General features: G+C 40.2%; 4 protein-coding genes. 1 reads left to right on the top strand and 3 read right to left on the bottom strand.

Annotated features, from left to right (window positions below; translation table 11 throughout):
* Window positions 1-67 precede the first annotated feature (67 nt).
* The 3 genes from KPC_RS18045 to ygfZ all read right to left on the bottom strand — a co-directional run bounded on the left by KPC_RS18045 (window position 68) and on the right by ygfZ (window position 1,566).
* Window positions 68-388 carry a low molecular weight protein tyrosine phosphatase family protein gene (locus tag KPC_RS18045; RefSeq protein WP_121975717.1) on the bottom strand — a complete coding sequence of 107 codons (321 nt, stop codon included), beginning with the start codon at window positions 386-388 and terminating at the stop codon, window positions 68-70.
* Window positions 385-630: a hypothetical protein gene (locus KPC_RS18040; RefSeq protein ID WP_121975716.1), complete on the bottom strand. Its 246-nt coding sequence runs from the start codon at window positions 628-630 to the stop codon at window positions 385-387. Before KPC_RS18040 ends, KPC_RS18045 begins: the two co-directional genes overlap by 4 nt.
* A 213-nt stretch (window positions 631-843) precedes the next feature.
* Complete coding sequence (gene ygfZ / locus KPC_RS18035) at window positions 844-1,566, bottom strand: CAF17-like 4Fe-4S cluster assembly/insertion protein YgfZ (protein WP_121975715.1); 723 nt, start codon at window positions 1,564-1,566, stop codon at window positions 844-846.
* 261 nt (window positions 1,567-1,827) lie between these two features.
* Here ygfZ and acnD point away from each other — a divergent pair, with 261 nt between their 5' ends.
* Window positions 1,828-4,434, top strand: coding sequence for a Fe/S-dependent 2-methylisocitrate dehydratase AcnD (acnD, locus tag KPC_RS18030; protein WP_121975714.1), 2,607 nt, complete (start codon window positions 1,828-1,830; stop codon window positions 4,432-4,434).
* The last annotated feature ends 169 nt before the right edge of the window (window positions 4,435-4,603 follow it).

Raw genomic sequence — 4,603 nt, 5'->3', positions numbered from 1 at the left:
GAATATAGAATAATAAAACTGTTCTTATACTATCTAAACTTGGATTTTTTAAAATATTAAATCAAAATTACTCTAAATAATAGGTCATTGTTTCTTTTAAAATATTGATTAGTTCGGTATCCATATATTGATAATTATCAGGAATATCTAAAACAACCACCTTTTTTTGAGCAAGCTGTTTGCTAAATTTTTCTAAAATGGATTTTTTATGTTTATATTCCATAACAAAAATATGATCTGCCCAATGTATATCTTGGGCAGAAACAGTATGTCTGGCATGGCGGCTCGTTCCAGCAGAGCGAGTATTTATAGCATAATTTTGAGCAAAAACACGTTCAGCCGTTGGACTACGCCATTGATTACGACTACAGATAAAAAGATAATTCAAAGGTCAAAATTCCAGTAATCATGTCGTACCTGTCTTAGTCTTTTTGCTGTGGAAATACGAGGGTATTCCATTCCAAGCTGTTTCGCACGATTTCTTTTCAAAGACCTATTCCAAAGATTTTTCCAATCTTTTTCAGGTTTCCAGAGTGTAGATGTATGCCTGCAATCACGACCACGATATAAAAAATAAAGTTTACGTCGCCATGCGCGATTACGTTCAGAAATTTGTTGTTTGGGTTGCATTTTTTTAAACTCATGGTTGATCGGGATCAGCAACCGCGATAACACATGAATTATTATTTTAAAAAGAGTTTGTTTGATATTCAATAGGTCTTAAAAAAATAGATTTTATGATTTTGAATACGAATTATTTTAAAGGCTTAGTGATCGTGCTATTTAAAAAAATAAAAAACCACGAGCGTTGATCGTGGTTTTTTATGAATATACTTAAAGAGATTATTGTGGTCTAGCTACATCACCATTCAAATATTCTGGCAAATCTAAAATATCCAGACTTAGTTCAGCCAAAGCATCAGGTTTCGCAACAACAAGCGCTTTGTAACCATTTTCGATAGCAACACTATTGACTATTTCTACATCTTTATTAAGTTTGGTTGCTGGAGCAGGGCATTCACCATTTCCTAAAACCAGATGTAGCCAATGTTTAGGTTTTGCTTTAAACCAAAGGCGGGCAATGATTTCCTGCCCCAGATAACACCCTTTGTCATAGTGCACACCTTCACGCTGGTGTAAGCGTAACTCTTGTGGTTGAAATAAACTTTCAGTTGCTTGAGTTATCCATGCCTGACCCGCATCAATGGCTTGAAGTTGCCATACATCAATATCAGTTTTTTCTATGGAAAAGTCCGTAGATTCACCATTTAATATAGGGTAAACCTCAGCAGCCTGCTCTAACTTCATTTTTGAAAAAGCGCCATATTTTTTAATATGTTTTGCAAATTCTTCACTTTGATCTTGAGTTATTACGATTTCAAAGGATTCAGCATTGATTTTTTTAAGCCATAAACCAAAATGGATTCGACCTTTCAGGTCACAAATAGCTGTGTAACGTGTCAAATTTTCAGCTAAAGCCTCTACATTGAGTGTGACTTGACCTTGTAGGAATTTTTGGGCATCTGCACCGTTTAAAGTGAATGAGGAGAACGCTAGATTGCTCATGAATTACTCACTTATCTTAAATCTAATACTAAAGAATTAGGGTTATTCTCCGCTATTTTTCAAAAAAAAGCACATTTAGCGCAAATTTTTCAAAGCATTTGTTACTAAATGTTGCTAAAACCCCTGTTTTTATATCTAAGAATATGAAATATATAGGATTTGGGAAATGGGTTTTCGACAGTGTACTATGCCAGCCAAGAGATTGAACAAATTCAACAACGAAGTCGTAGTACAAAAACGATTCAAGAGGCAAGGTAAGCTATGAATAACAACTACCGCAAACCACTGCAAGGAACCCAGCTCGAATATTTTGATGTACGCCAAGCCGTCGAAGATATTCAGCCAGGCGCATATGACAAACTCCCATATACTTCAAAAGTTTTAGCTGAACAACTCGTTCGTCGCTGTGATCCAGCGATTTTGGAACAGTCCTTAAAACAATTGATTGAACGTAAGCAAGATCATGATTTTCCTTGGTATCCTGCTCGTGTTGTATGTCATGACATTTTGGGGCAAACAGCATTGGTCGATTTGGCAGGACTTCGTGATGCGATTGCGGATCAAGGTGGTGATCCGTCTAAAGTCAATCCAGTTGTTCCAACTCAATTAATCGTAGACCACTCTTTAGCCGTGGAATATGGCGGTTTTGATCCAGATGCATTTGAGAAAAACCGTGCAATCGAAGATCGTCGCAATGAAGACCGTTTCCATTTTATTGAATGGACTAAAACTGCATTTGAAAATGTTGATGTGATTCCTGCTGGGAACGGTATCATGCACCAAATCAATCTGGAAAAAATGTCTCCAGTGATCCAGAACCGTGATGGCATCGCATTTCCAGATACTTGTGTAGGTACAGATTCGCATACACCACATACGGATGCACTTGGTGTAATTTCTGTCGGTGTCGGTGGCTTAGAGGCTGAAAATGTGATGCTTGGTCGTGCATCATGGATGCGTCTACCAGACATCATCGGTGTAGAATTGACTGGTCAACGTCAAGCAGGGATTACGGCGACAGATATTGTACTTGCCTTAACTGAATTCTTACGTAAAGAACGTGTCGTTGGTGCATATCTTGAATTCTTTGGTGAAGGTGCTGACAGTATGTCAGTTGGTGATCGTGCGACCATCTCCAATATGACGCCAGAATATGGCGCAACGGCAGCGATGTTCTACATTGATCAAAATACCATTGATTATCTGACATTGACTGGTCGAGAGGCAGATCAGATTAAACTGGTTGAAACCTATGCCAAGGAAATTGGTCTTTGGGCATCGGAAATGAAACAGGCTGAGTATCCACGTGTGCTTCAGTTTGATCTGTCCAAAGTGACTCGTAATATCGCAGGTCCATCAAATCCGCATGCACGTGTCTCAACGAGTGACCTTAAAGAAAAAGGCATCGCAGGTGTTGTTGAAAATCGCGACGATGGTTTAATGCCTGATGGTGCAATCATCATTGCTGCGATTACCTCATGTACCAATACATCTAACCCACGCAATACCGTTGCAGCAGGTCTACTTGCACGTAAAGCGAATGAGCTTGGTTTAGTGCGTAAACCTTGGGTAAAAACATCTTTTGCACCAGGTTCTAAAGCAGCGGCACTATATCTTGAAGAAGCAGGCGTATTGCATGATCTGGAAAAACTTGGCTTTGGTATCGTCGCGTATGCATGTACGACATGTAACGGTATGTCTGGTGCACTTGATCCAGTGATTCAACAAGAAATCATTGATCGTGACCTGTATGCGACAGCGGTGCTTTCTGGTAACCGTAACTTTGATGGACGTATCCATCCTTATGCGAAACAAGCGTTCTTGGCATCTCCACCTTTAGTTGTGGCGTATGCGATTGCAGGAACGATCCGTTTTGATATCGAAAAAGATTCATTGGGTAATGACAAAGATGGTAATCCAATTTACCTGAAAGACATCTGGCCGTCAGATGCAGAGATTGATGCTCTAGTGCAAAAATCGGTTAAACCTGAACAGTTCCGTAAAGTGTATATCCCGATGTTCGATTTGGGTGAGCGTGAACAGGCAGCAAGCCCACTTTATGACTGGCGTCCGCAAAGTACTTATATCCGCCGTCCACCATATTGGGAAGGGGCACTTGCTGCACCGCGTACACTTTCAAATATGCGTCCACTTGCGATCTTGCCTGACAACATTACTACTGACCATTTATCACCATCGAATGCAATTATTCTGGATTCGGCAGCAGGTGAATATTTGGCAAAAATGGGTGTACCAGAGGAAGACTTTAACTCGTATGCAACACACCGTGGCGACCATTTGACTGCACAACGCGCAACTTTGGCGAACCCGAAACTGTTCAATGAAATGGTGGTGCGTTCAGACGGTACGATCAAGCAAGGTTCGAAAGCACGTGTTGAGCCAGAAGGTGAAGTAATGCGTATGTGGGAAGCGATCGAAACTTATATGAATCGTAAGCAACCCCTGATCATTATTGCAGGTAAAGACTACGGTCAAGGTTCGAGTCGTGACTGGGCTGCGAAAGGTGTGCGTTTAGCTGGTGTTGAAGTGATCGTGGCTGAAGGTTTTGAGCGTATTCATCGTACCAACTTGGTAGGCATGGGCGTACTTCCACTTGAGTTTAAAGCGGGTACAGACCGTAAAACCTTAAAGCTTGATGGCACTGAGTTGTATAGTGTGATTGGTAATATTGCACCACGTTCTGACCTGACTTTGGTGATTGAGCGTTCTACCGCTGATGGTAAGAATGAAGTGATCAAAGTACCAGTAACTTGTCGTCTGGATACTGAAGAAGAAGTACATGTGTATGAAGCGGGTGGTGTACTGCAACGCTTTGCACAGGATTTCCTGGAAGGGAATGTGGCGTAACACATAAGATAAAGTTATTGATATTGTTTAAAAAAGGCTCTACTGTGAAGTAGGGCTTTTTTTATTGAGAATAAATGACAATAAGTTTTGATGATTCATATCATATTGATTTTAGAGCTTATGAATCTGGGAGAGATCTCGATCCAATTCTAAGTATAGATAAATATTT

Source organism: Acinetobacter stercoris (assembly GCF_900323515.1).
In the GTDB taxonomy this organism is placed as follows: domain Bacteria; phylum Pseudomonadota; class Gammaproteobacteria; order Pseudomonadales; family Moraxellaceae; genus Acinetobacter; species Acinetobacter stercoris.
Note: the sequence above shows the minus strand (reverse complement) of the source record. Positions and strands in the feature narration are given on the sequence as shown.

What these genes read in the sequence shown, in the direction of transcription:
- acnD (WP_121975714.1), top strand. Translation starts at nt 1,828, where the DNA reads ATGAATAACAACTACCGCAAACCACTGCAAGGAACCCAGCTCGAATAT.
- KPC_RS18040 (WP_121975716.1), bottom strand. Translation starts at nt 630, where the DNA reads ATGCAACCCAAACAACAAATTTCTGAACGTAATCGCGCATGGCGACGT.
- ygfZ (WP_121975715.1), bottom strand. Translation starts at nt 1,566, where the DNA reads ATGAGCAATCTAGCGTTCTCCTCATTCACTTTAAACGGTGCAGATGCC.